This window comes from Fulvivirga maritima (assembly GCF_021389955.1).
Taxonomy (GTDB): Bacteria; Bacteroidota; Bacteroidia; order Cytophagales; family Cyclobacteriaceae; genus Fulvivirga; species Fulvivirga maritima.
This window is the reverse complement of record NZ_CP089980.1, coordinates 1,095,041-1,119,595: the sequence shown is the minus strand read 5'-3', so window position 1 is coordinate 1,119,595 and position 24,555 is coordinate 1,095,041. Positions and strand designations below refer to the sequence as shown.

The following is a 24,555-nucleotide window of genomic DNA, read 5'->3' as shown; positions in this document are numbered from 1 at the left end:
ATTAATTCAGTTTTTGATAGAAGTAGGTTTCATATTCAGGAAGTAATTCAGGGTGTGCTATTTTCACCAGATCACTCAGAATTAAGTCAGGGCGAGCAGCTCCGGTTTCAAAGTAATCATTCCCTCCATTTTTATTAATCCTTTTTATATACGCGTATACTTCATTGTTTTTAAAAGACTCAAACTCACTATATCTCGGGTTGGCCTGGGTAAGCTCTTGCAGACTTTTATACTGACCGGCACCTATCCATAAGTCGGCCTCAGCTGCTTTTTCATACACCGCTTCAAAAGCCAGAGAGAGGCTGCCTGTGCTTTCATCATCTTTCCATAAATAGTCTATACCTGCGGCTTCAAAAAAGCGGCCGGCCCAGCTATTTCCGCCAGACATATACCAAACATCATTATAAATAACACCGGTAAAGGCAGTAGGTTTATGTGTTATATTTTTCACCTTTTCTTTCACAGCTAAATATTGCTTTTTTATCTCTTGAAATTTCTCTTCAGCCAGGTCAGACTTGTCGAAAAACTCAGCGATAAACTTAATCCATTCCGCTCTTCCCAGTGGGGTTTCTTCCAGGTAAGCGACTTGGAGGGCTACAGGTATTCCTAATCGGCTGATTTGTTCCAGATCTTGAGAGTTTCCATTCATAGTGTAGCCAAAAACCACCTCGGGGTCTATCTCTGTAAGGGTTTCCATATTTATTTTGGTGTCTATGCCTAACTCCTTAATCTCGCCAGATTCTACTCTTTTCGTCAGTACTTCAGAAGAAATAAATTGAGTGCTGGGGAAGCCTTTCAGCGTATTTTCTACACCAAGCATTTCTAAAGCAGGCAGGTGTACTGTGGCCGTACAGACTATTCTTGATACCGGTGTGCGGATTACCACTGTCTCTTCGCTGTGCTCGGGAACCGTTTCTCCTTTGGGTACTAGCAGGTAATGAGCGGGAGTGCTCGCCCCTTGGTAAGGCTCTTTTACTTCTATGTGAGTTACTTTTCCTTGTCTCCTTATGGAGAAGTTAACGGCATCTTCTAAGGCTACCGTTTCTTTCGATGCGGAACTCTGCTGTGCAGATTCTGCTGATTCCTGTTTCTGATTACAGGCAAATAAAAGGCAGGTGACAAGGAAAAAGTATGGGTAAATTTTATTCATTTATAAAGTGGGCTAAAGTAAATGACTAAGGCAAACATACAGTTTTATGAAATTAATGTGCAAGTAAGAAGCTTTGTTGGTTTAAATAAATCTTTAGCTACCTTTGCTGAGAATTTTGGTTTATCGCCTCTGTTACAGGAGGTAATAATTAAAAGGGAATCCGGTGATTTGTAAGAAAATTCCGGAGCTGTACCCGCAACTGTAAGCTCATTTGTGTTCATCATTCACTCTTAAAGTCACTGTCATAAAAGATGGGAAGGCTGATGATGAAGAGCAAGCCAGGAGACCTGCCATATTCAATTAACAACGAAGCTTTCGGGAGTTATGGCTTCAGGCAGATGACCCATGCTTAATTTCTGGTGCACCTTCCTGTTTCCCTACTTAAAGCTTCATGAATGATGATTTATGAGGAATTTCTTTTGCCTAATATTCTTATCTGCTTGCTGTTATACTGCTTACGGGCAAGATACTACTGCTGTCACTTTGCAGGAAGTGCGCATTGAAGATAAAAGAATACAGGATTTTCAGACTGGTGAAAAGATAGAGACGGTCAGTTCTCAATACCTAAAAAACAGACAAGGAGGCAATATGGCCGAGCTGTTAACCAAGGCTGGTGGGTTAAATATCAGGTCTTATGGTGTTGGCGGATTATCTACGCCTTCAGTTAGAGGTACAGGTAGTAATCATACTCCTGTAATGTGGGAAGGGCTCAACCTGCAAAGTCCCATGAACGGATCTTTAGACCTTACTCTGGTGCCGGTTTCATTTATTGATAATGTAGCCATTCAATATGGAGGCTCCGGATCTGTTTTGGGTTCAGGCGCTTTGGGTGGTGCTATTCATATTAATACAGATCTTAAAAATATACATCAGGGAGTTGGCGGGAGTCTGTTTCAGCAGTTCGGCAGTTTTGGTAAACAATACACAGGCCTTAACCTCAGCTATGGAAAAGGAATAGTAAAGGCTAAAGTGCGAGCATTTACCCATCAGGCTGATAATGATTTCGAATTTTTTAATCGATTTAACAACAGAGAAGAGGAAATGGATAACGCTCAGGTAGATCAGCGCGGGGTAATGAGTGAGTGGTATTTTGATTTGCCTAAAAGCCAAAGCATAACAGCTAAATATTGGTATCAGTATAATGACATTCATTTGCCTAATGCTGCTTCTTTGGGAGGCAAAGCCATAGAAACGCAAACCGATGAATTTCATAGAGCCGTAGTTCATTATCAGAATAATAGGCCTAAAGGTGTGTTTGAAATACGTTCAGGACTGGTTAATCATTATTTAAATTATAAGGATTATGTAGCTCCGGCATCTATTAGCAAGTCAAATACCTGGATCAATGATATTCATAAGATTTTCAGGCTTAAGCCTAATCATGAGCTGCAGGTAGGTTTCAATTACACCTATGATCAGGCTGAGACAGAAAGTTATGGTAGCAATATTCCTGACAGACATAGGCTGGCGCTTTTTGTGGGTTCAAAATGGCTGTTGATGAAAAAGTTGGAAGTTAATCTTATGGCTCGTCAGTCATATATTGATGACGAGTTGGTGCCTTTCCTTCCTTCATTAGGCCTGCAGTACTTCATTAGCCCTGAGTGGCAGACTAAAACTAAGGTTGCTCGCAGCTACAGAGTTCCTACTTTTAATGACCTCTACTGGACAGGTAGTGGGGCTACAGGAAATTTAGATCTCATTCCGGAAGAAGGATGGAGCGTAGAGCAGGGGTTCATTTTTCAAAAAGCCAATCTTCAGGCTGAGTTTACAGGGTTCTATAACGTCATTGATAATTGGATTCAATGGGTGCCAAGAGGAAGTATATGGCTGCCTGAAAATGTAGAGCAGTTACAGTCAAGAGGTGTAGAACTCAGCCTTAAATACCATTATAATATTTTGCCCAATTGGAGCCTTCAGGCAACAGGTAAATATGCCTATACTAAGGCTACCAAAGAAAAGGTAGGTTCAGTGCAAGACGAAACTCAATTGCACAAACAAACCATTTATACTCCTGAAAATCAGGCTTCTGTTTCACTGAGTAGCAACTATAAAAACCTTTCACTTGTGTATTTATTTAAGTACACTGGCGAGCAAGCCACTACAGGAGATAACACTTTAAGTATAGATGCTTTTGCTACCAGTGATTTATCTCTTGTTTATATGCAAAGCTTGGGTAAGCATAGTGTAAGCCTTAGCGGAAGTGTTAAAAATATGCTAGACCAGGCTTATGAAATTAGAAGTGGCAGACCTATGCCTGGCAGGCATTATCAAATAAGTATTCAATATCAATTTAATTAGATTATAACTATGAAAAACAAGTTTTACTTAAAACTAATGGTGCTGCTTTTAAGCATCTCAATAATATCCTGTTCTGATGATGACGGAGATCCCAGGCCAACAAGTATTTCTCCGATGGGAGATAATGGATATTTCATCATTAATGAAGGAAACTTTGGTAGTGGTGATGCTAGTCTTTCTTACTACAACAGAGATTCAGCTAAGGTTTTTAATGATGTATTCTCTACGTATATAGGTAGGCCATTAGGTGATCAGGCTCAGTCAATGTATATCGCAGATTCAATTGGTTTTATTATAGTGCAGGGGTCTGTTAAAATAGAGGTGATTAACATTAACTCAATGACTTCAATTGCCACCATTACTGGTGAAGATGGATTAGTTTCTCCTAGATATTTTTTAAAAATAGATGATGATAAAGCCTATGTTACTGACTGGGGAGAAGGAGGTATAGTTGGGACAGTGAAAATCATTGACTTGCATACATATGAAATAACAAATACAGTTAGTACTGGTGTAGGAGCAGATAAGTTAGTGAGAAGAGGTGATGAAGTGTACGTGGTAAATAGTGGAGGGTATGGAACTGATAATACTATAGCTGTTATCGACGTAGCTGCAGATGAGGTAGTAAAAAAGATCGAAGTTGGTGCTAATCCAAATTCAATTCAATTGGATAATAATGGAGATTTATGGGTTTCAGGAGCAGGAATCATTGAAGGATATGATGACTTATATAATGCAATAAGCTCCGGCTATTTGGCTAGAATAGATGCTGATGATGAAGTTGATTTGATGGTAGAGGTAGAACAGAGTTCTGGAGCTATAACTAAGCTTTTGATTAATGCTTCCGAAGATCAGCTTTACTATAATTACAATGGCGGTGTTTATTCTATGTCAATAGATGATACAAGTCTTCCCAGTACCCCTATATTTGAAGGTAGCTTTTATGGCTTAGGTGTTGATCCTGTGTCTGGTAATGTGCTGGCTGCTGAGGCTCCAAGCTTTACAGCTGCAGGCTCTGCTTATGTTTATTCTACTTCTGGTCAGGAGCAAACTTCTTATCAGGTAGGTATAGGCCCTAATGGTTTTTATTTTAAATAATTGAAATAATATGAAACGCATTGTATCTCTTCTTCCCAGTAGTACTGAAATAGTAGCGGCGCTTGGCCTTGGCCATATGTTGGTAGGTCGGTCGCATGAGTGTAACTATCCGCTGTGGGTGGAAAAACTACCGGTGCTTACCGCGCCTAAGTTTGACACTAACCGCTCTAGCGAAGAGATAGATAATAGCGTTATTGATTTGCTCAAAGAGGGATTGTCTGTTTATAATATTGATGAGGAGTTGTTAGAGCAGCTTAATCCTGATGTTATTCTCACTCAGTCTCTCTGTGATATATGTGCTGTAAGCTTGCAAGATGTTGAAAATGCGGTTTGTAAGCTTACCTCTTCTAATCCTCAGTTAGTAAGCCTGCAGCCCAATGTGGTTCAGGATATTTTTGCTGATATTCTTAGAGTAGGAAAAGTGTTGGAGGTAGAAAATAGAGCGCAGAAATTAGTAGATAATATTGCTCAGCGGTTCAATGCTATCCGTGATAAAGTAGCCAATGTTAAAAATAAGCCCACTGTAGCTATGGTGGAGTGGATATCTCCGCTTATGCTTGGAGGTAATTGGATTCCTGAATTGGTGGAGCTGACCGGAGGAGAAAGTCTATTCGCTCAAAATGGAGAACATTCACATTATCATAAATGGGAAAAGGTGGCAGAAGCAGATCCTGATATCATAGTGGTAATGCCTTGCGGCTTTGGTGTGGATAGATCAATGGAGGAAATGCACCTTCTGTCAGAAAAAGAAGGCTGGAGTGATCTTAAGGCGGTGAAAAACGGAAAAGTGTATGTGGCAGACGGCAACCATTTCTTTAACAGACCAGGACCAAGCATAGCCGAATCAGCTGAGATATTAAGTGAAATTTTTTATCCTGAATTATTCCCGGCTAACCATAAGGGAACAGGATATATCAACTATAATTTTTTATATGCAAAACTTAGAAGAGAGAATAGCTCATTCCAGAACATCAGTGTTTAAAGCGGTATTTCCGGGCACTGTAAATCATTATGATACATTTTTTGGAGGCACAGCCTTACAGCTTATGGATGAAGTGGCTTTTATAGCTGCTACCAGATTTTCGAGAAAAAGAGTGGTTACTGTATCATCGGAAAGAGTAGATTTTAATCACCCTATACCATCAGGTACGCTCATTGAGTTGATTGGCGAAGTGATAAAAGTAGGGAACACAAGCTTGAAAGTGAGGGTAGATATTTTCATAGAGCAGATGTATACAGAAGATAGAGAAAGAGCCATTACCGGTGAATTTTCTTTTGTAGCCATAGATGAAGATAAAAAGCCTGTTAGCGTGTTATAATGCTGTATGAATAAGAAAAATAAGGATAATGAAGCCATGTTTTATATTGAAAACGGACTCTATGTATTTACAGAGGCCTATCATTTAAAGCGTGGCTATTGTTGTAAAAGTGGTTGCAGACATTGTCCTTATGGTTTTAAGAAAAAGAAGAAATAAATCGCCTTTCTATTAATAATAAGCCTAAAATATCAATCAGCTGGAGTGGAGGTAAAGACTCTATGCTTGCCCTGGATCGTATAATCCGTAGTAATGAGTATCAAATCCATCATTTGCACACGGTTATAGATGCTGAACTTAAGCGAGTGGGGCTGCATGGTGTGCCTGAACATTTGATAGAGAAGCAAGCAGCAGCATTAGGCCTTCCTTTAAAAAAGCTCTATTTGCATAAAGATGATAGTCATGCCACTTATGAAAAGCTGATTTCTGAATATATTCAACAGCTTAAATCAGAAGGAGTGGAGCTAATTATGTATGGAGACATTTTTTTAGAAGACCTCAAAGCCTTTAGAGATGCCAAGCTGGCCAGTGCGGGTATGCAGGGAGTTTACCCGTTATGGAAAGAGAAATCTCAAGATTTGATCAATGAATTTCTGAATAAAGGCTACAAGACCCGGATTTGCGCTGCCAATAAAAAGCATTTTCAAACCTCACAAGTAGGAAGGTTAATTAGTCAGGAATGGCTTAGAGCAGTGCCCGCTGGGGTAGATGTATGTGGTGAAAATGGAGAGTTTCATTCCTTTGTTTGCGATGGGCCATTGTTTTCCTCGCCGGCAGATCATCAGGTAGGTGAGGTGGTGGAAAAGACCTATCACTTTAAAGTAAAGAATGCTGATGGTTCTGTTAGTGACCAACAGTCTTCGTTCTATTTTGCCAGCCTATTCTAATGGTGTAAATCCAAAAGCTTCCGCGCAGCCGCCTGAGGAGTAATAGAGCCTTTGCCGACTTCGTTTTCCATTGCTTTAATTTGTTGCTTTACTTCTGGAGTGGTATAAAAACTTTGCTTCAATAAAAAGCTAATGTTTTCATGGAGCCAGCTAATGTTTTGCTGTTTTCTAAGCTGAGATAAATAAGGCTGCATGTGTGAGTAATATTTATCAATCAGCATTATGATATCATCCATGCCGGCTTGAGTTATGGCGGAGCAGGTCAGCACTTCAGGCTGCCATCCTGTATCAGCTGGCGGAAAGAGGTGTAACGCGTTTTTATATTCTGCCTTCGCCCTTTTGGAGGCTGTAATATTCTCCTGATCTGCCTTTGTAATAGCAATGGCATCGGTCATTTCCATAACACCTTTTTTTATGCCTTGTAGCTCGTCTCCGGCGCCGGCCAGCATGAGTAGCAGAAAAAAGTCTACCATGCCTTTTACGGCTACTTCTGATTGCCCCACACCCACAGTTTCTATAAGGATGTGATCAAACCCGGCGGCTTCGCATAAGAGCATGGTCTCTCTGGTTTTGTTAGCCACGCCGCCTAATGAATTGCCGGTGGCGGAAGGTCGTATAAAGGCATTGGGGTGGTTGGAGAGTTTTTCCATTCGTGTTTTGTCACCCAAAATGCTGCCGCCACTTCGCTGGCTGCTGGGGTCAATGGTCAGTACGGCCAGTTGCTTGTCCTCTTCCGCTAGCATCAGACCTATGGTTTCTATAAAGGTGCTCTTACCTACACCAGGTACACCGGTAATGCCTATTCTTTTGGAGTGGCCGGTATGAGGTAGTATGTGTTCCATTACCTGCTCTGCTAAGTCAAAATCAGATGCAAGTTGACTTTCTATTAAAGTAATGGCCCGGCTAAGTATCACCTTGTTGCCAGAAAGGATGCCTTCTACATATTCACTGATTGCTAACCGTTTTCTTCTTGGCTTCATAGGTGGGGTTTCAATGGCATTAAATTAAATTATAATATCTAAAACTGCTTAATTTTTATATTTTTACTCACTAGTGTCCGACTAAACTCTGGTCTAAGAAATTTTAGCGATTCTAAGCAAAAATAAAGTGGTTTTCTTCTAATCTGGAAAAGTGAGCCCTCTATGGACTAAATAAAGGGTATTGATTGGTTTTATATATTGTTTTTTGAAGTTCTAGGTCTGGATTGTTTAGAAAGCGGGTAAGGTGAACATAGGCCATCAAGTGAAACCTTACCAATGAGACCATATTAGAAAAGGCCCATCTTTTTTTGATCTGTTTTCGGACTACTTCCATCAATAATAGACAGATCAGGGCACTCCAAATTTGGATCTCAATAGCATTTTGGTTGTCCCCCAGAAAATATTTGAGAGGAAAGTTCTGCTTCAGCTTTTTAAATAAAAGCTCTATCTGCCATCGGTATTTATAAATGGCCGCTATTGTGGCTGCTTCCAACTCCATATTATTGGTCATAAACACTAATAATTTATTATTGAGGTCATCATAATAGGCTATTCTTCTATTTTGAAGCTCTTGCACTTGTCCATCAGTCTTGAAACTGATAACAACTTTTTCATCCTTAAGTACACAAAAGTCTTTATCTTCAGGCAGTTCTAGCTCATCTATTGATTGATATCTGGCATTTTCTTTCATTCTGGTAATGTAAAATATCCCTTGATGACTCCACTGTGCGTATTGTCTATAATCGATATACCCTTTATCCATCACCACATAGGATCCTTCTGGGAGTTGTAATTGCTTTAAAAATGTATGATCATGCTGACTTCCCTTGGTCAACCGTACTAAACATGGCATTAATTCTGCCGCATGAATCATTACATGAGCTTTAATGCCTCCCTTGCTTTTGCCATCTTTTCTAGGGCGTCCTGCTACCTTGAGAATATCTTTAAACAGACTAATAATCGTTGAATCAACAATATAAAGTTTATTGAGAACTTCCATTCTCAAGCGGCTGTCCGGCAAAAGGTGCCGATACTTTTTAAACAATTTCATGTAAATGTCTGCAAAGACTATACTACTGCGTTTTTTGTTGCTATCTGATAAAGTGGAACGTCTGGGTATAAATTGAATACCTAAATGGATCAGTTTGTTTTGGCAGGCCAAAAGCCCCGTAGTAAGCTCTCTGAGAGCACTTGCCCCACTGAAACAGCAGTATAACATGCTTACTAGGTGATGCCAAGTATTCAATTTCTTGTAATATCTGTCAGATTGGTGTTTTGATATTATTTGATTTAACACCGATTTATCTATCAGCGATAATAGTTGAGAAAAGATTGGCTGTCCGTAGAAATATGTATTTTTACTCATGTGTGATTTTTTGTTGTGGTAAACCGAAAATACACATTATGGGGCACTCTTGAAATTATTCAGAGGCCCCTATCTTTTTTCTCGGACACTAGTGATTTTTACTATTGTTACACTTTTAATTGTCTCAATACAGGCTTCATGAAAAAGCAATTCTGGATCGACTCCATACTAGCTACTATTTTCGTTTTTTCTATTATGTGGATCATCTTTAATGTTACTCAATTTAAAATTTTTGATGCATTTGATCCTATTGGTGAGGCGCTGGATGATATGGATATTACTGATGTCGCCTTTTCTAACCTTCGGGAAGATCCACTTCCTGATACCAACATTGTAGTTGTAAATATCGGCTATCTCAATAGGGCTGAATTGGCGCATGAGATTTCAATCATTAATAAGTATGATCCTAAAATAGTAGGTGTAGACATATTTTTTGATGGCCTTAAGTCAGACACTTTAGGAGATGTATTTCTAAGTAATGTGCTTGATGAGGTGGATAGCCTGGTGCTGGTTTCTGAGCTGCTTCAGACTCCGCAATTTGCTATTGAGCATCCTGGAGATGATTATTTTGACTCCTTGCACACTTCTCATCCTATTTTTGGAGGCGGCGCTTATCATGGGTTTGCTAATTTGTTTACTGATGCCGAAACGCAGGAAGATTTTAAGACTTGCCGGGCTTTCCCTCCGCAGAGAAAAGTGAAAAAGGAGAGTAATGAGGCTTTTGCCGTGAAAATTGCTCAATTATACGCGCCTCAAAAGGCTTCTAATTTTTTAGAAAGAGGTAACGCTAGTGAGGTGATTAATTATAGGGGTAATATCATAGATCCTTTTACCAGAACGGATTATCCTAACAGGTTTTATGCGCTGGATGTGGATGATGTGCTGAAAGAAAATTTTGTGCCCGGACTTATTAAGGATAAAATAGTGTTGTTTGGGTATATGGGTAAGGACTTTTTCGATACCTCGTGGGATGATAAGTTTTTTACTCCACTTAATAAAAAGTATGCAGGCAAGACCAATCCTGATATGTATGGAGTGGTGGTGCACGCTAATATTATTTCCATGATTTTAAATGAAGATTATGTTAATGATTTAAATGATAAAGAGGGCTTCGGAATAGTGTTGGCCATTCTTATTTGTTTTGTTAATGTGGTGCTGTTTTCCTACATCTACTACCGATTGCCAGACTGGTATGATGGTATTACTAAAACGATTCAGTTGCTCGAAATCGGCCTTATTCTATTTGTAATAGTGATGGTGTTCAGTGCTTATAGCTTTAAGCTTAATCTGGTTATTACTTTGGCAGCCATAGCGTTAGCCGGAGATGCGCTTGAGGTTTATTATGGAGTAGTGAAAAATATCTTCAATAAAGAAAAGAGAAAGCAACTGTTTACCATAAAGCGTAAAGCTGTATAGATGATAACCCAGCAATGTAAGGTTGTTTAATCAAAATAGCAAAATGTTCAAACGTAATTTCCATGAAGAAATTTAATCTCCTTAACCTAATTCTACTCTTGCTAATAGTAGGAGTAGCTCATGGGCAGAATTATACTTTTAAAGTGTTAGCTAATAAAGGAGAGAATAAATTTAAAAGTGGTTCAGAATGGCAAGAGGTGAAAACCGGAGCTGCCTTGCAAGCTATGGATGACCTGGTGTTATCTAAAGGTGCCTATGTGGGTTTGGTGCATAAGTCAGGAAAGACTTTAGAGCTAAAAACAGCCGGTACATATAAGGTTAAAGACCTGGAAAGCAAAGTAGGAGGAGGCACTTCTAGTGTGGCTAGTAAATATGCTGATTTCGTTTTAAGTAAAATGACAGCAGAAACACAGAAAAACAGGTTGAAATCTACCGGATCTGTAACCAGAGAAATAACCAATGCTCAGCAGAATGTTATAAAAGTATATATGCCAAGTTCTGGCAAAGTGTTTAATGATGAAGTAGTTATTAGATGGGATTCTTTGTACACCGAATCTAAATACGTAGTTACTTTTAAAAACATGTTTGAGGATACACTTCTTGAGCTGGAAAGTAATGATAATAGTATTACAGTAGATTTATCTGATGCTCGTATAGCGAAACAAAATGTAATACTTTTCAGTGTAAGCAGTGCAGATGGAGGTAGTACTTCTAAAACTTTTGCTTTGAAAAAGCTGAAACAGGAAGAAGCAGAGAAGATAAATGATTCTCTGACTGATCTTACTAAAGAGATAGATAAAGAGAATGCTTTAAATCAGTTTATTCTGGCTGGTTTTTATGAGGAGAATGATTTACTGATAGATGCTATGGTGAGCTATGAAAAAGCGATAGCTATGGCGCCGCAAGTAGATACTTATAAATTAGCCTATTCTGATTTTATATTAAGAAATAATCTGGAAAACTAGTATATCAATCATATAAGAAGAAGGCAGCCCTTGGGCTGCCTTTTTCGTTTTAGAATTAGTTGACTTTAATTACTCGAGCTTCTTTTTTAGGATTGATAGGTAGTGTTACCTTCAATATACCATTGTCATAAGAGGCATCTATCTTTTCTATGTTGATGTCTTTAGAAAGCTTAAAAGACCTTTTAAAAGTGCCATACTTAGATTCTATCTGAGTGGCATTTTTCTTTAACTCCTCTGTTAAGTTTCTTTCGCCGCTTATGCTTAGCAAATCTTCATTTAAATCTATTTTAATATTTTCTTTGCTGATGCCTGGTGTATAAAGATGTAACTCTATTGAGTTCTCATTTTTGAATATATCCACGGCAGGAGTATAAGCTTCTTGTCCTTTGGCGCCTTCTCTAATGAAGTTTTCGATCATGTCACCAAATGTTCCAGAAACGAAATTGTTTAGAGGGTTGTATCTTACTAGTGTCATGGTGTTATTATGTTTTAAGTTCTTGAAATTTTTTTCGATTTATACTTACTCATTATTGAAAACTGTACCAATCTTGGTTTTGAGTTATTTGGAATATAAAAAGAAGACATAATGACATTAAATATTAAAAAAAGATGTAAATAAATGACATAATGACTGTATTTGATGGTTTTAGAAATGAAAAAATGTCTTTTTAGTTTGATAAGAGCCGAAAGAGCCTATTAAAGGTGCTTTTGAGGAAGAGTTGAGTTTTGCTGGTTTTTATTCAATTATATTATAGTTAAAATTCAATAAATGAGGCTTAAGAAAAAATCTTAAAATTTTTTGAAATTAATTGTTGCATATTAAAAATTGATGGCGTAGAATTGCACTCCATTTAAGGGAAACACACACAACACTCCCCCTTAGCTCAGTTGGTTAGAGCGGCTGACTGTTAATCAGTAGGTCCTTGGTTCGAGCCCAAGAGGGGGAGCAAAAGCCTGACGAAAGTCAGGCTTTTTTCGTTTTAAGCCTTTCTGTTTTTCATTTCTCTGAGGGTGAGTTTTACTTTCTTATCTGTAATCATTCTTTTGCTTTTTGGACGCTGTACTAGTTTTTGACTTTGGATGTTGAAGCTTTTAAGCGGGAGTTATGTGGTGAAAAGATTAATTTTTATAATGTTTAGTGTTTTGATTTATGTATATTAAAATTTATATAAATCAAAAAGAGATTTTTGTGTCTCTTATACGGATGGGCGTAATTGTAAAACGTAAATCATGGAATTGAATCCGTCAGAAGTCAAAACTTTATTTGATGTAGCAAAATACCCTTGTTATTCAGCAAGTGTAGAGTTCCCAACGCAAGGCGAATATTTGGAAATTGAATTGCAAAATGATACTGGCAGAATTAAGTTTCAATCAGATATAAGTAGGAAAAATAAAATCGTCAATAAGGCTACACTACAACTGAGGTATAAGAAGACTTACGTAATACGAAGATTGGATTTTATGGGTAACCATACAAATCCTCCGGCCCCTGCACCAGACAAAATTTTTTATGGTTTCGAGGAATATGTCTGTTTACGAGAAGACCATATACACTTTTATATGGATGGCTTTGGTGAAAGGTGGGCATTGCCTTTGTCTAAAGTCCCTGAGATGGGTATTACAAAAGAAGATGGCTTATATGAGAAAATGATAAAATTTTTCACTTACTGTAAGGTGGAAGACTTGCGGGTTAAGGTAGTTAAAAATCTCATCTTTTAGTAAATTGCAAAGATGATAGAACTTGTAAATTCGTACGTTGACTGGATAAAGAAAGGAATCTCGTTGAGGGAAGTTGGTGATGGTTGGCATGAGGTGATAACTCCTTTTTTAAATCATAAAAACGATATGATTGAGATTTATCTTAGGAAAGAGTCAGACGGTAGTATTTCTATTTCAGATGCTGGTGTAACACTTAGTGAATTGAAATTAAGTGGGATTGACATTGATAGAAGTGAAAAAAGGGCTAAGGAACTTGATATAATATTGCGATCTTTTGGGATTTTAAGAACAGAAAACAATGAGTTAATAGCAAAAACGACCACTAAAAATTTTCCACAAGTAAAACACAGAGTAATACAAGCAATTCTTTCCATTGATGACTTGTTCGTCCTTGCTAAACCCAAAGTAGAAAGTTTTTTTATTGAAGATGTAATCACTTTCTTCGAGTTGAGAGATGTTATTTATGTTAGAGATACTACTTTTATTGGTAAAAGTGGATTTAGCCATAAATTTGATTTTACATTACCTAAAATAAAGCAAAGAAAAGAAATTGCTATAAAAGCTATCAACACACCAAGAAAAGATAGAATCGAGAGTGTAATGTGGATGCTTGAAGATACCCGTTTAGTAAGACCTGAGACAGAAGGACTGTTAATACTAAATGATGAAAGTGAGATTTCTTCTGAAGTACAAAGAGCATTAGAAGAGTATAATATTAAATATTTTGAGTGGTCAAATAGAGAAGACAATATTCCAAAATTAGTTGCTTAAAACTGGGCCTAATAGAACTGAAAAATTATGGTTTGCTGCAGGGTTCAAATACGAGGAAAGAACAGTTTGATTTATGTTGCCCATTTCGGTTAGGTGTATGTCAATGATTTAGGTTCAAATCGTGCCAGTGTATCTATTAGACTGCGGTTCGATTTATGTCACTTTAAGAGTTAGTTGATTGATGTCGGCTGCCAATTAGGGTGCTTTTCTCTCTATGGGGGGTATGTTGACGATGTGGTGTATGCTATGCTTCGGGAGGAATGGTTGTCAAAAGAATAGGCTTTAACCGCTTGGCTTTATTTTCCTTATTTAACAAGGTCAATTGACGCTTGTGTTTAATTTACCAATCACACTTCATCTTGGTAAGGGGTAATTTATAGTTCACTTTTTTGATTAAAAGTCAATTAACTTCAGCTACATTAGAGAACTATTTACCATTAACACATTCTTATGCCTGTTGCAACTATAATCGTCATTGCCGCTATAATTATAGGTCTTTGGTTGTTCTTCTTCATTTTCCCTATTGACTTATGGGTTACTGCTATTTTTTCAGGTGTTCGGGTTAATCTTTTAGACCTGGTATTTATGAGGTTTAGAAAGGTGCCACCTAAACTTATAGTAAGATCATTAATATTGGCTACAAAAGCGGGTATTACAGATGTTACTACTAATCAGTTAGAAACGCATTATCTGGCGCATGGTAATCTGCAAAATGTAATTAAAGCCTTAATAGTGGCAGATAAAGCTAATCTTGCCATGAATTTTAAGCAGGCTGCGGCTATTGATCTGGCGGGTAGAGATGTGTTGCAGGCGGTGCAGGTCTCAGTTACACCGTATATCATAGTGGTGCCATCCATTACGGCAGTTTCTGTAGATGGTATACAGCTGATTGCAGAGGCCAGAGTAACGGTAAGAACTAATATTCAAACGCTTGTGGGTGGGGCTGGAGAGGCTACTATTCAGGCTCGTGTAGGCCAAGGGGTGATATCGCGCATAGGTATGGCAGAAAGTTATCTGGAGGTGCTGGAAAAGCCCGAGGAGATCTCTAGCAGAGTCTTGGCTAATGGGTTAGATGCAGGTACAGCTTTTGAAATACTGTCTATTGATATTGCTGATATTAATATAGGAGAGAATATTGGAGCCAAACTACAAATAGATCAGGCTCGGGCAGATTTGAGTGTGGCTAATGCTAAAGCTGAGAAAAGGCGTGCTATGGCTATAGCGCAAGAGCAGGAGATGATGGCTCGTGTTCAGGAAGCTAAAGCTAAGGTGATAGATGCAGAAGCTGAAATACCTGCTGCATTGTCTGATGCTTTCAGGCAAGGGCAATTATTCAAAAAGCGGAAGTAGTCCAGCATGTTTATTATTTGATTTGTAAATATTATTTAATGTAAAATAATTAATATATTTAGTCTTAATTATCTGTAATAATATATTAATTAATATCATTTTGAATAATATTTTAAGGTTGTCGCTGCTTGTAATGGCAGTATTGTTAATCACATCATGTGTTAACACGAAAATCACCAACTACTATGGTACGCCCAGGCTTATTGAAAATTCAGGAATCTTGATTCTTCCCACGAAGGGGATTGCAGGCTACTGGTCTCAACAGTTGTATGAGCAGACTAAAGCACAATTTAAAGATACTGAAGCCAGACTTTTCTATTTACCAGAAGAAGAATATAATCTCATAAAAGCGGGTATAAGCAAGGATATGCTTGATCATTTAACGCTTTCTGACACCATTACTTTGGCGGAAATTAGTGAGCATTTGGGCGTGAGGTATATAATTGGAGCTCAGGTAAATAATTTGCAGCAAGGAGCAAATTATGGCGTGTATACAGAAAATGACCTGAATCAATACAACTCACCTTATAACACCGATAATGAGTCTAATAAAGCGGATGTGCTTTTTGATATTTATCATGTTAATTCTAGAAGCATAGAAGCTAAGTTTTTGGTGCATACTTCTATCAATCCATTAATCATACAAGAAGATGAAGGCTCGGAATCTAGGGTAAATGTTACTGATCAGATGACAGCCCTTTATGATGCTTATAAAAAGGCCTTTAGTATGATTAAGAAAGGGATGGTGGCTGCTAAATAAAAGCAAACGGCTGAGTTCGGAGTCGTTGATTTCCGATCCTTCGGTTGGTCTTTTGGGTTATCCTTTTTTTGATGCTTGTAGAGGATGGCTTACTTCTAAATCTTACTGAAAACTCTGAACTTATATCCAGCCTTCAAGGGCGCTGGTAAACCTGTAGACAAGGTGTTTCTAAAATATTTTCAATTATTTTTATTGATTTGGCAGGCATTTTATTAAATATTAATATATTATGAAATAATATAGCGGGATGAGTTTTGGGGTAGTGTTTTTGACAAAATAAAATTTGGTTTTATTGTCTTAAGTGCTTAGTAAACAATCAAAATTACACTTTAATTCGGTTAATATGAGTCATAAGTTCTTTTTGTATCATGGATTATTGATGTTTTAATAACATCAATAAATATAACAAAACTAATTAAGTGTATTACTGGTGTTTGCGCGCACGCAAAATAAGTGAGCGCAAACATGTGCTTATCAATATTTTTAGCTTAATGAAAGTATTACTAGATTGAGACACTTTGCTATAGATTATTTTTAATTAAAATAGCATTTGACACGTATTCAGTCAGTGTCTTTTTTAGTTGGTCACCTTATCTCTCTTTTACTAAAATGGATAATAATGTTGTAAATATCGAGTCACTTAAAAGGCTTAAGAATGGAGATATTTTAGCGTTTAATTTTGTCTATGATTTATATTATAGAAAGGTTTTTCATTTTGCATTTTCGTTTTCCGTTTCATCTGAAGATGCGGAGGAAATAGTACAGGATACTTTCGTTAAACTATGGGAAAAAAGAGGAGAATTAGATACTGAAAAATCATTAAATGCTTTGCTATTTAAGATAGCCAAAAATCTGGCTTTGAATAAGCTTAAGTATAATGACTCTACCAAAAAACGTATCGATAGGTACACTCTGTATCAAAAAACCTCTTGTAATACAATTGAAGAAAGAATCAATTTTAAAGAGACTCGCAAAGTTTTAAACCAAGCTATTGCTGATCTTCCTGAAAAGAGAAGAAGAATTTTCACCCTTAACAGAATCAAGGGCTTGACCTACCGTGAGATCGCTGAGTTTTTAAATATTTCTGCTGGTACTGTAGAGAAACAGATGAAAAAAGCTCTGGAGTTGGTCTATCAAAGAATAGGAAACTATTGATTTCTCCTAAGGCTGTTTTGCGGCCTAAATATCCTTTCCCAAAAAAAATCAAATAATCTTAAACACAAGAGTGGGGGTAAACTCTGCTTTGGTTTGTATTACTAATGTAAACAGCTCAAATGAATCCTATTAATAAAGATGTGCTAGATAGATTTTTCCGAAAGCAGTGTACGGAAGAAGAGACGGAAGTGGTGATGAAGTGGTTAACGGATCCTAAAAATGCTGACCAAGTAGATGAATTGATGGAAACCAAATGGGAGCGAGGTTCATATGATCCTGGAGCCGAAAAGGCCGGTGAGGTGCATGAGAGAATTAACAAAATAATTACTGCTAAGAATAATGATTCTTCGCGTAAGTATTGGGTTTATTCAGCTGCAGCAATAGTCTTAATCGCAGTTTTTGGCCTTCTTTTTTTAGAAGGATCTCCATGGGCGAATGCTGATGACGGCTTTATAACCAAAATGACGGCTAGTGGAGATAAGTTAACCACTCAGCTGCCAGATGGTAGTATAGTAACGCTTAATTCTGAAAGTGAAATTAGATATAGTGCGTCTTATGGTGTTACAGATCGCCAGATTTTCTTAAAGGGAGAAGCCCTTTTTGAGGTGGCAAAAGATACGGAAAGGCCTTTTATAGTCAACTGTGGAGAGGTAGATGTTACCGCACTCGGTACAGTCTTTAATATTAATGCTTTCGATCCTGAAGATAAAACAGAGGTGAGTTTGCTGAGAGGAAAAGTAAATGTGAAGGCAGAAAAAGCAGAGTTGATCTTAAATAAGGGCGAGTCAGCAACATTTGTAAATAGCACTGATACATTGATGAAACGGGTAGGGGAGAATAGTTCTTCGGCATTGTGGGCAGAAGGAATAATTCACTTCAATAAAACAGCCATAGATGAAGCGCTGATAGTGCTAGAACGGTGGTATGATGTGGATATTGAATTAGTAAATAAGCCTAATCCTGCTCCTGTAGTAAGTGGCTCTTTTAAAGATGCCAATCTGGAAAGTGTATTGAAAAGTATCGGATTTGCCTTGGAATTTGAGTTTAAAAGAACCAATAAAAAGGTGAATATAGAATTTAAAAAATAGTGCCTATGTGAAAATGAAAAACTAAAACCCTCAACAAGAACCGGGAACTGCCATTCCCGGTTCGTACCCATGCGCCACAACAAGGTGGCCACATTTATAAGGTAATTATGTAAGATGCGAAAATATGAAAAGTAAAATTCTACCAGTTATTTGGAAGACAATTAAATTATCAACTTGTGCGTTTTTCATCGTTTTTACAAGCTTTTCGGCGCTAATAGCTGAAACTGTAGAGGCTCAGTCAAAGAGTGTTTCAGAGACTTATATTAATATTGACTTTGAAGAGGCTGACGTTGAAAAAATATTTGATGAAATAGAAAAACAAACCGAGTTTGTTTTTGTGTATGGTGAATTAGAGTTTAAGAATTTGCCAAAAATCCGCATTTCTCCCGGAAATGTGTCTGTAGAAAGTGTATTGCTTAGGATTTCTAATATTACTAATCTGCAGTTTTATAAACTCAACAATAATATTAGTGTAAAGAAGGGCGGCGAAAAAGCTCCTTCTGGCGCTAAGCTAATTGGAGAAGTAAATCGTAAAGCCGAAGTGGTTAAGGGGCAGGTGATCTCAGAAGATGATGGTCTGCCTTTAACAGGAGTGAGCGTACTCATTAAAGGTACCACTAGAGGAGCTGTTACTGATTTGGACGGAAAATTCTCTGTAGAAGTGGAAGATGAGAATGCTACTCTCGTGTTTAGCTTTATAGGGTATGAAACACAGGAAGTGATTGTAGGCAATCAGACCGAGCTGATGATAGTTTTGGTGCCCAGTATAGAATCTTTAAATGAGATTGTAGTAACTGCCATGGGTATTGAAAAGGAGGAAAGATCATTAACCTATAATGTTCAGGAGCTCTCAGGAGAAACCATTAACCAGGTAGCTGACGCTAACTTTGTTAATAACCTTAATGGTAAAATTGCCGGAGTAAGGATTAACAGTTCTTCAGCCGGAATGGGAGGCTCATCACGAGTGGTTATGCGGGGAGCTAAATCCATATCAGGTAATAATAATGCCTTGTATGTAATTGATGGTATCCCTATGCCTAACTTGTCAGTAGATCAGCCATCAGATTTGTATTCTGGAGCGGGACAAACAGGTGATGGTATATCTAATCTAAACCCTGAAGATATTGAAAGTATTTCCGTGTTAAGTGGTGCTGCCGCTGCCGCACTATATGGTAGCTCGGCAGCTAATGGAGTGGTTCTGGTTACTACCAAAAAGGGAAATAAAGATCATACTTCCATTAATATTACTAATAATACATTATTTCTCTCGCCATTAGTTCTTCCCGAATTTCAAAATACCTATGGTGTAACGGAGAGAGGGGGCGAGAGTTATGATAGCTGGGGAGAGCGTCTGGAGACTCCTTCTTCTTATGACCCTGAAGACTTTTTTAGGACGGGAGTTAATGTTACTAACTCGGTAAGTCTATCCACAGGCTCTGAGCGCAGTCAAACCTATGTTTCTGCAGGGAGTGTTAATGGTAAAGGTATTGTACATAATAACGAATATGATCGGTATAATTTTTCAGTTCGTAACTCCACTGAGCTGATTAATAACCTTACTATGGATCTTGGCTTTATGTCTAGTTACGTAGAAGAGCAAAACATGACAGCCCAAGGGCAATATTTTAACCCATTAGTGGCAGTTTATCTGTTCCCTCCCGGAGATGATTTTGAAAAGGTGAAGACTTTTGAGAGGTATAATGCTTCCAGAAACTTTCAAACACAGTTTTGGCCTTATGGAGATCAGGGTGTATCTCTTCAAAACCCATACTGGATTACTGAACGCAATAATTTTAACAACCAGAAGGAAAGATATATGACTAATTTGGGCTTGAAATATAAAGTTGCCGAAGGTGTTAATGTGTCTTCAAGGATAAAAATGGATAGAAGTAGAGATACTTATGAGGAAAAGTTTAATGCCTCTACTAATACCCTTTTTGCTTCAGAAAATGGTTATTACTCATTAAACGAAACAGGTACACGTCAGATCTATGGGGAGTTTTTGGTGAATATTGATAGAAATGTATTTAATAATAATATTAACCTGAATGCCACTATCGGTACTAATTTTGAAAATATAAGCTATGATCAAAATATGTATGGAGGCAACCTTCAAGGAGTAGCTAATTTATTTACTTATGCTAATGTTATGCCTGCTACAGCAGAAAGATCACAATCTGGATATGAAACTAAAAAACAAGCCGTGTTTTCTAGTGTTCAGTTGGGGTATCAAAATTTAGTGTATCTCGATCTCACTGCAAGAAATGATTGGCCTTCAACTTTGGCAGGTTCCAATACAAGTTCATTTTTCTACCCTTCTGTAGGCGTTACTGGTATCATGTCTGATATTTTTAATATTAACTCTAGTGTTGTTTCCCTAATAAAGTTGCGAGCGTCGTATTCTGAGGTAGGAAATGAACCAGATATATTTATTACTATTCCTACTTATTCTTTAACAGGAGGGTATCCAGAAACTCAAACCAGGCTTCCAAATACCGATTTGAAACCTGAAAGAACAAAGGCTTGGGAAGCAGGATTAAATGTAGAATTATTTAATAATAGCTTAAGTGTTAATGCTACATTGTATCAATCGAGTACTTACAATCAATTTTTTGAACCTACTCTTTCCACCACATCCGGTTATACCAGCGTAATTGTAAATGCTGGTCAGGTGGATAATAAGGGAATAGAAGTGACGGCTAACTACAATAAGTCAATAGGTGAAGTGACACTACATTCTTATCTTACTTATACTCTTAACAGAAATGAAATAATAGAGCTTTTACCTGGTTGGAGAAATCCGATTACTGGTGATTTGGTGGTGCTCGATGAATTGGATATGGGGGGTACAGGTAGTTATAAAATGTTACTTCGAGAAGGAGGATCTATTAGCGATATCTATGTAAATACCTTAAGAGCAGATGAGCATGGTGCTATTTTCGTTGACCCTTCCACGCAGGCAGTAGAAGCTGAATCCAATAACTACATCAGAGCGGGAAATAGTGCGCCCAAATATTATATGAGTTTGGGTAATAATATCAGCTGGAATAGATTTTCTTTAGGCTTTTTGTTTAGCGCCCGCGTAGGGGGAGTTGTAGTTTCTAATACTCAAGCATTGATGGATGCCTTTGGAACCTCGGCTACAACAGCTGAGGCTAGAGAAGCCGGCGGAGCATTAGTGAATGGTAAACGAATTCCTGCCATGGAATATTACAAAACCGTAGGGGGAGTAAATGGAGGTATTGGGTCACAATATACTTATAGTGCTACAAATGTTCGACTTAGTGAGGTCACTTTTTCATATCAGGTGCCTGTTACTTTCCAAAAATGGATAAAAGGCATGACTGTTTCTTTTGTGGGGAAAAATCTGCTGATGATCTATAATAAAGCTCCTTTTGATCCTGAAATGACCGCTAACACAGGTACATATTATCAAGGAGTGGATTACTTTATGATGCCCAGTCTAAGAAGTATGGGATTCTCTGTTAATTTAAAATTGTAATAAACTTAAATCTTTGATTAATATGTGTTTATACAAAACATTAAAGCAATATAGGTATATCTGGACGTGTCTTATGGTTGTATTGGTAATGTCCTGCACTAGCTCCTTTGATGAAATAAATGTAAACCCGCACGAGGCTACAGAAGAGATGCTGTCTCATGATAACCTGAGAACAGGTGCATTCTTTTCTCAAATGCAACATAATGTGGTTTTGTTTGATGATGGAGATAACTTAAGTAGTGATTATCAGGTATCTCAAGGTCTTTCAAGCGATTTGTATTCAGGTTATATGGCTCCTACAGGATCTTGGTATAATGGTGTGCATAATGGATCTTATTATTTCATAACTAGTTGGGTAGAATCTACTTTTACTTCAGGTTTTATCAATCTGATGCCCACTTGGGAATATATTGTAAGGATTTCTGAAGAACAAGGGGTTTCAGAAGTGGCAGCCCTCGCTACTGTGGTGAAAGTGGAAGGAATGCATAGGGTGGCAGATGCTTATGGCCCTTTACCATATCTCGATTTTGGTACTGGTTCAGTACAAAATGACTATGATGCTTTAGAAGATATCTATATTAGGTTTTTTGAAGAGTTAGATAATGCGATAGATGATCTTACCAATTTTGTGATTGGTAATCCCGATGCTACCATTTTGGCGGACTATGATAATATATATGATGGTAATGTTACTCAATGGGTGAGGTTTGCTAATACTTTGCGTTTACGACTAGCTATGCGTGTAGTGTATGCAAATCCTGCACTGGCTCAGGAAGAAGCAGAAAAATCAATTAATAACCCCATAGGTCTATTAACAGAAGTTAATGATAGAGCTACTCTAAAGCATTCTGCTGACCTGACCTATTATCACCCACTCTATGATATCGCATATAATTTTAATTCAGGCGAGGTGCGAATGAGTGCATCTATGGATGCTTATATGAATGGTTATAATGACCCGAGGAGGGCCTCATATTTTACTATAGCTAATGATGGAGAGTATCATGGAGTGAGGTTGGGGATAGAAACCTCTTCATGGACGCGCTATAAAAATGATGAGATTTCTAATTTGAATGTTAACAACAGTAGTACCGAAATAGTATGGATGACTGCAGCAGAATCTTATTTTTTGAGAGCTGAAGGGGCTCTACGTGGGTGGAATATGGGAGGTTCGGCTCAAGAGCTTTATGAAGCAGGTATTCGCGTTTCTTTTGAAGAAAATAATGCAGGTGGAGTAGATGAGTATATTTCAGATGATGAGAGTGTACCAATTGCATTTGAAGATAATGCCGTTGGATCAGACTTTAATGCTAATGCGCCTAGTGATATTACTATTGCCTGGGATCAATCCGCTTCTTTTGAAGAAAATCTTGAACGAATAATTACTCAAAAGTGGATAGCTATTTACCCTGATGGACCTGAAGGGTGGGCAGAGTTTAGAAGAACCGGTTATCCTAGGCTAATTCCTGTGGTAAATAACAATAGTAACGGCACCATTGATACCGAGGATCAGGTACGTAGGATCATTTATCCTCAATCTGAATATATAAACAATCAAGCTGGAGTTATGGTAGGTGTTTCTTTATTAGGAGGTCCTGATAATGGAGGTACACGACTATGGTGGGATAATAAATAATGAAGTGGATGAACAAAAAATTTGATATCATGAAATTACAATTGATAGGCTTTTGTACAATAATATTTGCTTTGCTCATCATAGCTGGTTGTGATACAGAGGTAGAGCCTTTAAGTATCCAGAATATGAAAACTTACGATGAGCAGTACTTTGAAAACCTTAGGGCTTATAAGGAATCTGATCACGTAATAAGTTTTGTGTGGTATGCCGCTTATGCTCCATTAGAAGGAGTAGAAGGCTACAAAGATCCTGCCTCATGGGGCGAGCGTATAAAAGGGCTACCTGATAGCTTGGATATTTGTTCATTATGGATGGGCATTCCGAATAATGACCCGGAAAGTAATGATTATGCACCTGTGGCTTATGAAGATATGCGCTATGCACAGGAAACATTGGGAACCAGATTTGTAGCACCTACCATTACCAGAATGAACGGTGTTATTACCCTTAGAGACGGAACGGAGTATGACCTTGCGGCTAATCATACCGATGAAGGTATTGCAGTATATGGTCAATATTTAGTAGATCAGGTGTTAGATTCTGATATTGATGGTGTTGATCTTGATTATGAGCCAGAAGGCGATTGGTTGCAGGGTGAAGAATTTACTAAACTGGTGGAGTATGTAGGTCAGTATTTTGGCCCTCAAGGGCAGTATCCTGATAAGCTCCTAATTGTTGACTTTTACTCACAATATCCTGATCCTGAAACAGATCCTTATGTTGATTTTTACATTCGTCAGGCTTATACGCAAAGTTTTACAGAGCATTCAGCGGCTAGATTACAAAGTTATTATGATCAAATAAGCTGGACGGCACCTGAAAAATTTATTGTTACAGAAAACTTTGGTAGCTGGGCAGAAGATGGAGGATCACCTTTTATTGAAGCCGATGGTAACACTTTGACTACAGATGGATCCAGAATGTATTCTTTAGAAGGTATGGCCAGGTGGAATCCTGTAGAAGGTCAAAAGGGTGGCTTTGGCGCTTTTTACATAGGTCGTTCTTATAAGAATAATACAGGCATACCTTATTATCATATTAGAAGGAGCATTCAAATTGTTAATCCGGCCATTAGATAACGGCTCTTTTACCTAAGAT

Annotated in this window: 21 protein-coding genes, 1 tRNA gene and 1 riboswitch; of the genes, 18 read left to right on the top strand and 4 right to left on the bottom strand. The window is 37.8% G+C overall.

All coding sequences use genetic code 11. The features are described from left to right. Nucleotide 1: 1 nt before the first annotated feature. Nucleotides 2–1,150 carry an ABC transporter substrate-binding protein gene (locus LVD15_RS04560; RefSeq protein WP_233779132.1) on the bottom strand — a complete coding sequence of 383 codons (1,149 nt, stop codon included), beginning with the start codon at nt 1,148–1,150 and terminating at the stop codon, nt 2–4. 99 nt (nt 1,151–1,249) lie between these two features. Continuing rightward, nucleotides 1,250–1,459, top strand: a riboswitch (cobalamin riboswitch). A 96-nt stretch (nt 1,460–1,555) separates the two neighbouring features. On the opposite strand from LVD15_RS04560, the gene LVD15_RS04555 reads away from it, so the two are divergent. Genes LVD15_RS04555 through LVD15_RS04530 form a run of 6 tightly spaced genes read left to right on the top strand, consistent with a single transcriptional unit; the run spans nt 1,556 to nt 6,749 of the window. After that, nucleotides 1,556–3,448, top strand: a complete 1,893-nt coding sequence (locus tag LVD15_RS04555; protein ID WP_233779131.1) for a TonB-dependent receptor plug domain-containing protein — start codon at nt 1,556–1,558, stop codon at nt 3,446–3,448. Between the two features lie 9 nt (nt 3,449–3,457). Continuing rightward, nucleotides 3,458–4,546: a YncE family protein gene (locus LVD15_RS04550; protein WP_233779130.1), complete on the top strand. Its 1,089-nt coding sequence runs from the start codon at nt 3,458–3,460 to the stop codon at nt 4,544–4,546. Between the two features lie 10 nt (nt 4,547–4,556). After that, the gene (locus tag LVD15_RS04545; RefSeq protein ID WP_233779129.1) at nt 4,557–5,528 is read left to right on the top strand and encodes a BtuF-related (seleno)protein; all 972 of its coding nucleotides are present in this window, start codon (nt 4,557–4,559) and stop codon (nt 5,526–5,528) included. After that, nucleotides 5,479–5,865 (top strand): acyl-CoA thioesterase, encoded by a 387-nt coding sequence (locus LVD15_RS04540; protein ID WP_233779128.1) that lies wholly within the window; start codon nt 5,479–5,481, stop codon nt 5,863–5,865. Before LVD15_RS04545 ends, LVD15_RS04540 begins: the two co-directional genes overlap by 50 nt. Before the next feature lie 6 nt (nt 5,866–5,871). Further along, nucleotides 5,872–6,021: a C1orf53 family protein gene (locus LVD15_RS04535; RefSeq protein WP_233779127.1), complete on the top strand. Its 150-nt coding sequence runs from the start codon at nt 5,872–5,874 to the stop codon at nt 6,019–6,021. Continuing rightward, nucleotides 6,018–6,749 (top strand): Dph6-related ATP pyrophosphatase, encoded by a 732-nt coding sequence (locus LVD15_RS04530; protein WP_370687414.1) that lies wholly within the window; start codon nt 6,018–6,020, stop codon nt 6,747–6,749. Before LVD15_RS04535 ends, LVD15_RS04530 begins: the two co-directional genes overlap by 4 nt. Here the strand turns inward: LVD15_RS04530 and meaB are convergent. Beyond that, nucleotides 6,746–7,729: a methylmalonyl Co-A mutase-associated GTPase MeaB gene (meaB, locus tag LVD15_RS04525; protein ID WP_233779125.1), complete on the bottom strand. Its 984-nt coding sequence runs from the start codon at nt 7,727–7,729 to the stop codon at nt 6,746–6,748. The genes LVD15_RS04530 and meaB overlap by 4 nt on opposite strands. Before the next feature lie 160 nt (nt 7,730–7,889). Further along, nucleotides 7,890–9,095 carry an IS4 family transposase gene (locus LVD15_RS04520; protein ID WP_233777304.1) on the bottom strand — a complete coding sequence of 402 codons (1,206 nt, stop codon included), beginning with the start codon at nt 9,093–9,095 and terminating at the stop codon, nt 7,890–7,892. A gap of 138 nt (nt 9,096–9,233) precedes the next feature. On the opposite strand from LVD15_RS04520, the gene LVD15_RS04515 reads away from it, so the two are divergent. Next, nucleotides 9,234–10,511, top strand: coding sequence for a CHASE2 domain-containing protein (locus LVD15_RS04515; protein ID WP_233779124.1), 1,278 nt, complete (start codon nt 9,234–9,236; stop codon nt 10,509–10,511). Nucleotides 10,512–10,573: 62 nt separating this feature from the next. After that, the gene (locus LVD15_RS04510) at nt 10,574–11,476 is read left to right on the top strand and encodes a hypothetical protein (protein WP_233779123.1); all 903 of its coding nucleotides are present in this window, start codon (nt 10,574–10,576) and stop codon (nt 11,474–11,476) included. 55 nt (nt 11,477–11,531) lie between these two features. Here the strand turns inward: LVD15_RS04510 and LVD15_RS04505 are convergent, their stop codons facing one another. Next, the gene (locus tag LVD15_RS04505; protein ID WP_233779122.1) at nt 11,532–11,951 is read right to left on the bottom strand and encodes an Hsp20/alpha crystallin family protein; all 420 of its coding nucleotides are present in this window, start codon (nt 11,949–11,951) and stop codon (nt 11,532–11,534) included. A 398-nt stretch (nt 11,952–12,349) separates the two neighbouring features. Here LVD15_RS04505 and LVD15_RS04500 point away from each other — a divergent pair. The 10 genes from LVD15_RS04500 to LVD15_RS04455 all read left to right on the top strand — a co-directional run bounded on the left by LVD15_RS04500 (nt 12,350) and on the right by LVD15_RS04455 (nt 24,536). Continuing rightward, nucleotides 12,350–12,423 (top strand) — tRNA-Asn (locus LVD15_RS04500). Between the two features lie 283 nt (nt 12,424–12,706). Continuing rightward, the gene (locus LVD15_RS04495; RefSeq protein ID WP_233779121.1) at nt 12,707–13,195 is read left to right on the top strand and encodes a DUF6978 family protein; all 489 of its coding nucleotides are present in this window, start codon (nt 12,707–12,709) and stop codon (nt 13,193–13,195) included. A gap of 12 nt (nt 13,196–13,207) precedes the next feature. Continuing rightward, complete coding sequence (locus LVD15_RS04490; protein WP_233779120.1) at nt 13,208–13,966, top strand: DUF1828 domain-containing protein; 759 nt, start codon at nt 13,208–13,210, stop codon at nt 13,964–13,966. A 450-nt stretch (nt 13,967–14,416) separates the two neighbouring features. Next, nucleotides 14,417–15,316 carry a flotillin-like protein FloA gene (gene floA / locus LVD15_RS04485; RefSeq protein ID WP_233779119.1) on the top strand — a complete coding sequence of 300 codons (900 nt, stop codon included), beginning with the start codon at nt 14,417–14,419 and terminating at the stop codon, nt 15,314–15,316. A gap of 133 nt (nt 15,317–15,449) precedes the next feature. After that, a complete protein-coding gene (locus tag LVD15_RS04480; protein ID WP_233779118.1) occupies nt 15,450–16,076 on the top strand; it encodes a hypothetical protein in 627 nt (208 codons plus the stop codon). Between the two features lie 609 nt (nt 16,077–16,685). Then, on the top strand, nt 16,686–17,231 hold the full coding sequence (locus tag LVD15_RS04475) for an RNA polymerase sigma factor (RefSeq protein ID WP_233779117.1): 546 nt from the start codon (nt 16,686–16,688) through the stop codon (nt 17,229–17,231). Nucleotides 17,232–17,350: 119 nt separating this feature from the next. Next, a complete protein-coding gene (locus LVD15_RS04470; RefSeq protein ID WP_233779116.1) occupies nt 17,351–18,319 on the top strand; it encodes a FecR family protein in 969 nt (322 codons plus the stop codon). Nucleotides 18,320–18,443: 124 nt separating this feature from the next. After that, on the top strand, nt 18,444–21,821 hold the full coding sequence (locus LVD15_RS04465) for a SusC/RagA family TonB-linked outer membrane protein (protein ID WP_233779115.1): 3,378 nt from the start codon (nt 18,444–18,446) through the stop codon (nt 21,819–21,821). A gap of 22 nt (nt 21,822–21,843) precedes the next feature. Further along, complete coding sequence (locus tag LVD15_RS04460) at nt 21,844–23,457, top strand: RagB/SusD family nutrient uptake outer membrane protein (protein ID WP_233779114.1); 1,614 nt, start codon at nt 21,844–21,846, stop codon at nt 23,455–23,457. 29 nt (nt 23,458–23,486) lie between these two features. Further along, nucleotides 23,487–24,536: a glycoside hydrolase family 18 gene (locus LVD15_RS04455; RefSeq protein WP_233779113.1), complete on the top strand. Its 1,050-nt coding sequence runs from the start codon at nt 23,487–23,489 to the stop codon at nt 24,534–24,536. Nucleotides 24,537–24,555 lie beyond the last annotated feature (19 nt).